The sequence below is a fragment of the Sunxiuqinia sp. genome, from assembly GCF_055140945.1.
This window is the reverse complement of the sequence record NZ_JBSQYS010000008.1, coordinates 138709-145372: the sequence shown is the minus strand read 5'-3', so window position 1 is coordinate 145372 and position 6664 is coordinate 138709. Positions and strand designations below refer to the sequence as shown.

4 protein-coding genes and 1 pseudogene are annotated in these 6664 nt (G+C 42.5%); all 5 read left to right on the top strand.

Annotated features, from left to right (window positions below; all coding sequences use genetic code 11):
* A pseudogene (locus ACTB00_RS05585) lies at positions 1-609 on the top strand (sialate O-acetylesterase); the annotation flags it as partial.
* A 67-nt stretch (positions 610-676) separates the two neighbouring features.
* The gene (locus tag ACTB00_RS05580) at positions 677-1780 is read left to right on the top strand and encodes an SGNH/GDSL hydrolase family protein (protein ID WP_463298948.1); all 1104 of its coding nucleotides are present in this window, start codon (positions 677-679) and stop codon (positions 1778-1780) included.
* A 99-nt stretch (positions 1781-1879) separates the two neighbouring features.
* Entirely contained in the window at positions 1880-2785 is a 906-nt protein-coding gene (locus tag ACTB00_RS05575; RefSeq protein WP_463298947.1) for a sugar phosphate isomerase/epimerase family protein, read from the top strand.
* A 169-nt stretch (positions 2786-2954) separates the two neighbouring features.
* A complete protein-coding gene (gene priA, locus ACTB00_RS05570; RefSeq protein ID WP_463298946.1) occupies positions 2955-5426 on the top strand; it encodes a replication restart helicase PriA in 2472 nt (823 codons plus the stop codon).
* Between the two features lie 201 nt (positions 5427-5627).
* On the top strand, positions 5628-6629 hold the full coding sequence (locus ACTB00_RS05565) for a bifunctional heptose 7-phosphate kinase/heptose 1-phosphate adenyltransferase (protein ID WP_463298945.1): 1002 nt from the start codon (positions 5628-5630) through the stop codon (positions 6627-6629).
* Positions 6630-6664 lie beyond the last annotated feature (35 nt).

Sequence of the window (6664 nt, the reverse complement as noted above, 5' to 3'; positions counted from 1 at the left end):
CAGGGGGAAGCCAATACCGACAACCCCGGCAGTTACACGAATATGCTCTCTGTAATGGTAGAAAGCTGGAGAAAAGGGTTTCAGTGCGATTTTACATTCTGCTTTGCTCAGATTGCTCCGCTTGCTGGCTATGAGCCGGAAGCCGGCGTAAAAGTGCGCGATGCTCAGCGTCGGGCTTTGTCGATTCCGAATTCTGGAATGATTGTGCTTAGTGACATTGGTGACACGACAGATATTCATCCGAAGAACAAAATTCCTGCGGGGCAACGTTTTGCTGATTTAGTTCTCAATAAAACTTATGGGATGAAAGAGTTTCCGGCTTCTGGTCCGCTTTTTTCTGATTACAGAGTGGATGGAAAAAAAGTAATTGTATCATTTGACTATAATAATGGGTTGTATATCAACGGTAAAGAACTTACTCTTTTTGAGTTAGCTGGAGTTGATGGGGTGTGGTATCCGGCAAAGGCTGCGATTAAGAAAAACCAGGTGATTGTTTCCTCTTCGGAAGTAAAAGAACCTGTTGATGTCCGCTATGCCTGGAGCAATCCGGCAACCCCCAAATTGTTTAACTCGTGGGGATTACCTACTTCGTGTTTTACTTCGAAGTAAACTGCAATTCGAGATGTTTTTTTTCAAGTTAAATACGACAGATGCCGAATTAGTTAATTATAATAAGATGATGAGAACCATTTATTTAAAACATAGTTTTCGCTTGCTGTTAGGTCTTTGTATGGTTGTAGTTAGCTTTCAGCTGTTTGCAAAATGCACTAGCCCGGCAGAGGAGGTAAGGTTGTTTGCTGCCGATAATTCAGCGATTCAATATGTCGGACGTGTCGATTTTTCAGATCCCGCACTTCCTCGATTTTGGTCTCCCGGAGTTTATATTGAGGCTTATTTTGAAGGTGATTCTTGTCAGCTTATTCTCAATGATGAAATGCTTTGGGGCAAGCACAATTACGTTTCGGTTGTGTTGGATGGTCAGCCGGCAAAGCGAATTATGCTCACGGGAAAGGTCAATGTGCTCGACTTTAGTGAAAATTTGGATCGTGGTAAGCATCGGATTACAATCTGTAAATCTACCGAATCGGGAATCGGTTATCTTGAGTTTGTTGGACTGCGATGCCAGAAGCTGTTGAAGCCAGAGCCGAAGCCGTTACGAAAAATAGAGTTTTACGGTAATTCAATTACTTGCGGAACCGGAAGCGATACATCGATCGTTCCGTGCGGAGCTGGCGAGTGGCACGATCAGCACAATGCCTACATGAGTTATGGACCCGTTACTGCCCGCTCGTTAAATGCTCAATGGATGTTGACTGCGGTGTCGGGAATTGGCTTGGTGCACAGTTGTTGCGATATGGATATCGTTATGCTGCAGGTGTATGATAAGGTAAATTTGAGGGAGAATAAATTAGGATGGGACTTCTCGAGCTATCAGCCAGATGTGGTGACAATTGCTCTGGGGCAAAATGATGGTATTCAGGATTCGATATTATTTTGTTCAAGCTACGTTAAGTTTATCCACCGTTTGCGCACGAAATATCCGTCGGCTACCATTGTCTGTCTGTCCAGTCCAATGGCAGACGAGGAATTGGTTTTCGTATTGAAAAAATATATTGTCTCGGTAGTTGAAGCTATTAACCAATCAGACGATTCGAATGTGCATTCCTTCTTTTTCTCGAAAAGCTACAACAATGGTTGTGATTACCACCCTGATTTGAAACAACACGCAGAAATCGCGGAAGAATTAACCCGTTTTATTCGGCAGTTGAAGGGTTGGTAGTCAACATAGTTTACCTTTCGGTGTGTTTTTTTGTAGGGAATTGGTGTAATTTTTTTGCTATTTTTACCTCAACTTAAAACAATTAAAACTAAAAGAACTATGAAGGATCGTAGAGAATTCCTTAAAATTTCGGCTTTAGGATCACTGGGTGTGGTGTTGCTAAGCTCATGCGGCGGAGCGGCTGCTGGCGACGTTGATCGCAAAAAATATGGCGTTGGCTTGCAGTTGTATACCATTCGTGATGCCATGAATGCAGACCTGAAGGGGTCATTAAAAAAGCTTTCGGATTTGGGCTACAAGAATGTTGAACTTGCCGGCTATTCCGGTGGAAATTTTTACGGTTTAAAACCAAACGAGTTTAAAAAGATCATCGATGATTTGGATATGGAAATTATTAGCAGTCACACCATGGTTGAAGCTGCAGGTGTGACACTTGACAATGCTAAGATAATGGCCGATTCTCATGCCGAAATTGGCGTGAAATATTGTATTCAGCCCTGGGTTAATGCAGAGGATCGACAAATTGAGACTTACAAGCGAATGATTGGTGACTGGAACAAAGTTGGTGAAATCATGAAAGATGCCGGTATTCAATTCGGCTATCATAATCACAACTTCGAGTTTAAAAATATTGATGGAGTTGTTCCTTATTACGATGTATTTATTCCGGAAATGGACAAGGACCTGATTACATTGGAACTGGATTTATTTTGGGCATCAAAAGCCGGGCAAGATCCGGTTGAAATGTTTGAAAAGTATCCCGGGCGTTTCCAATTGCTACACCTGAAAGATATGAAAACACATGAAGACCCGTTTTTTGAAGTGGAAAAGGAAGACATTACAAATGTGGGTGATGGAGTGATTGACTTTAAACGCATTCTGGCTGCCAAAGAAACTGCCGGAGTGAAATACACCTTTGTTGAAGATGATAACCAGGGGAATGGAAAACCGTTCGAGGGTGTGGGTGCAAGCATTGAAAACCTAACGACTGATATTTTAGTTTAAAACAACAATTTATCAATCTGCCATTCATTCAGATTTTGGAATGGTATATTTGAACGAATAAAAGACGTCTTTCGAAAAAGAAAGGCGTTTTTTGTTTTATAGCAAGAATGGGTAGATGAGTGTTTCGCTCCATTCGATATTGAATAAATTTTGCGAAGTTTGTAGCACGATGTCAGATCAACTGTTTGCCGATGTAATATTGCCACTGCCTTTGCGCGATAAATTTACGTATCGCGTTGCCCCCCATTTTGAACCTTCCATAAAAGTAGGAGTTCGGGTTGTGGTGCAATTTGGAGCGCGCAAGTTTTATTCGGCCTTGGTCTATCGCTTGCATCAGGACGAGCCGACGGGCGATTTTGAGATCAAGGAGATTGATGCCATTCTGGATCGTGAGCCAATTGTGAATCAGGCTCAAATAATTGCCTGGGAATGGATTACTAATTATTACTGTTGCTCGCTCGGAGAGGTTTTCAAGGCAGCTTTGCCATCGGCGTTAAAGATGGAAAGTCATTCCAATATCTGTTTCAACCCAAATTACGAAATGGATGGAGAGCTGACAGGTGAGGAGGAAGCTTTGTTGCTGATGCTACAGGGGCGGGGACAAGCCAATATCAAGGAGGTCAATCAGTTTTTGGGTAAAAAGTCTTCGTATGCAACGCTGAAAGTTTTGTTGGAAAAGAATGCTATTCTGATTGAAGAAAAAATGAAGGATAGTTACAAGCCAAAAACCGTGAGCTTTGTGAAGCTTTGTGAAGCGATCAAAGCTCCGGCGGACATCGCCAATGCGCTTGAGCAAGTAAAACGAGCTAAAAAGCAAACGGAATTGCTTGAATTCTTTTTTAATGAAGCGGTTTATGCAAGCGAATCAGAAAGTCGTATTGCTCGAAAAGAATTGCTCGAACAAAGTGGCGTTTCCGATGCGGTTTTAAGAGCAGTTGTGGACAAGGGAATTCTTGAAATTGAAGATGTCGAAATTGGCCGACTGGTGATGGATCACGATGAGGAACAATATCTGTTTGATTTGAACGATGCCCAGGAGGTAGCACTAGATCAGTTGAACGCTGAGTTTAAAACCAATCGTCCGGTATTGTTGCATGGCGTGACATCGAGTGGGAAAACGGAGATTTATATCAAGCTAATTGAAGACGTTTTGGCACGAGGGGAGCAGGTGTTGTATCTGGTCCCTGAAATTGGCCTGACCTCTCAATTGATAAATCGACTAAAAAGAGCTTTTGGAGATCGCGCCGGCATTTACCATTCGAAGTTTAATGATGCTGAACGTGTTGAGATTTGGTTTAATATTTTACAGGAAAGAGAAGACTCTTACCAGGTGGTTTTGGGCGCACGCTCGTCTGTTTTTCTTCCATTTAAAAAGCTGGGGTTGATTATTGTAGATGAAGAGCATGAGAATAGTTACAAGCAATTTGATCCGGCTCCGCGATACAATGCCCGCGACATGGCTGTTGTTTTGGGGCAGATTCATCAAGCTCCGGTTTTGCTGGGTACTGCCACTCCTTCTTTCGAAAGTTATTTCAATGCCAAGCTAAATAAATATGCCCTGGTTGAACTGAAAGAACGCTTCAAGGGAATTGAAATGCCGGAAATTGAAGTGGCCGACATTCGAAAAGCAACCCGACAAAGGCAAATGAAATCGCTGCTTACTCCGGCCTTGTATGAAGAAGTGAAATTAGCCTTGGAGAAAAAAGAGCAGGTAATTCTTTTTCAGAATAGACGCGGGTTTGCTCCATACATCCAATGCACAACATGTGGATGGATTCCGAAGTGTAAAAACTGCGATGTGAGTTTAACTTACCACAAATACCGGTCGAGTTTGGTTTGTCATTACTGTGGACACACGACCGGGCTGTCAGCCAATTGCGGCGAGTGCCACTCTGACGATATTAAAACCAAGGGCTATGGCACCGAGCAGATCGAGGAAGAACTTGGGCTGCTGTTTCCCGACGCCCAAATTGCGCGGATGGATTTGGATACAACACGGGCGAAAAACTCGTTCGATCAACTGATTTATCGCTTCGAAAACCGACAGATTGATATTCTGGTTGGCACACAGATGGTAACAAAAGGATTGGATTTTGAACATGTGCGGGTTGTAGGTATTCTCAATGCCGATCAGTTGTTGAATTACCCCGACTTTCGATCGTTTGAGCGTTCGTTCCAGCTAATGACTCAGGTGAGTGGCCGGGCCGGACGTAAAAATAAACGTGGGAAAGTGGTTATTCAAACGTCGCAAGCAAACCACGATGTGCTGAAAGAAGTGGCATCAAATAACTTCGAGCAGCTGTTCAATCGTCAGATGCTTGAACGGAAGCTATTTCGGTATCCGCCTTACTTCCGATTGATAAAAGTAGTGGTGAAGCATAAAAATCGCGAACGGCTTGATCGGGGAGCCGATCAGTTGGCTTCGTTGTTTCGAAAGCAGTTTAAAAATCAGGTGCTGGGGCCCGAATACCCGGTTGTCGGACGAGTGCAAAATTGGTATCAAAAAGAAATCTGGCTGAAACTGGATAAAAACAAACAGCTCCCGGAAGCTAAAAAACGGATCATGGAAATGGTTGATCAAATTAAATCGCTTCCAAATAACACCGGACTAATTATTTATGCCGATGTCGATCCGATGTAACAGATTCAGATCTCAAAATCCAAACTTCAACTGTCTACTTCAACCAAAGATCCAAGCCTTGATTCGAACGATCAATGACCATTTTTATAATGACGAATTTTCTTTTCTTTTTGAAGTAAAATTTCAACATCAAGCTGAGATATAATTTTTGACACATCCTTTTTTTGCTACTTTTGTACGTCTTTAAATGATTTATTGAACGTGGAGAAACTAAAGGTTGAAGAGGTTTTTAAGAAGTTTTCAAACATTCGGGCACTCGTAGTCGGTGATGCAATGGTTGATTCATATATGTGGGGAGTTGTCGATCGTATTTCATCTGAAGCACCCATTCCCATTGTAACAATCAGTCGGCAAGAAAACCGATTGGGGGGAGCTGCCAACGTGTCTCTTAATTTACAGGCATTAGGAGCAACTCCGGTGTTGGTTTCTATGGTTGGGAACGATACGAAAGGCGATATTTTTATGCAGCTACTTGAAAAACGGAATCTCTCTGATGCCGGCATCCTGCGTTCAGACAGCCGTGAAACAACTGTTAAGACAAGAATATTGAGTGGCTCTCAGCAGGTTGTTCGTGTTGATGAGGAGACTGCCGCATTAATATCAGCAAAAGAGGAGGATGTTGTTTTTCAGCGAATTGAAACCTTGATTGAACAACAGGATTTTGAGATCGTGATCTTTGTCGATTACGACAAAGGAATTATCACCCAGTCGCTAATTGACAGGGTGACCACACTCGCCAAATCTAAAGGAATTCTTATTGCTGTTGATCCTAAAAAACGCAATTTTAATAATTATGCTGAAGCAAACCTGTTTAAGCCTAATTTTAAAGAGTTTAAAGAAGGATTAAAGCTAAACGTTGATAAGCGGGATTTTCAGTCGATATTGGAAGCTGCAGATCAGTTTAAAAAGGAAAAGAAGCTGGAGATCATCTTTATTACACTGTCCGAATTGGGGGTGATTATTAGTAATGGGGTTGAGCAAAATCATTTTCCTGCTCAAATTCGGGACATCGCTGATGTGTCTGGTGCCGGCGATACGGTAATTGCAGTTGCCAGCCTTTGTCTGGCTGCCGGTTTACCCACCAAGTTTATGGCTCAACTTTCGAATTTGGCCGGAGGCTTGGTTTGTGAAAAATCAGGCGTTGTTCCGATTGATAGTGAGCAGCTTAGGGTAGAGGCCAGAAAGATTAAGATTTCAAAATAATCTGAATTTTCTTAGCATCAGAGCGTTACGGCAGA

Excerpts from the sequence above, each read along its gene's own strand:
- ACTB00_RS05580 (WP_463298948.1), top strand. The coding sequence starts at position 677 with ATGATGAGAACCATTTATTTAAAACATAGTTTTCGCTTGCTGTTAGGT.
- priA (WP_463298946.1), top strand. The coding sequence starts at position 2,955 with ATGTCAGATCAACTGTTTGCCGATGTAATATTGCCACTGCCTTTGCGC.
- ACTB00_RS05575 (WP_463298947.1), top strand. The coding sequence starts at position 1,880 with ATGAAGGATCGTAGAGAATTCCTTAAAATTTCGGCTTTAGGATCACTG.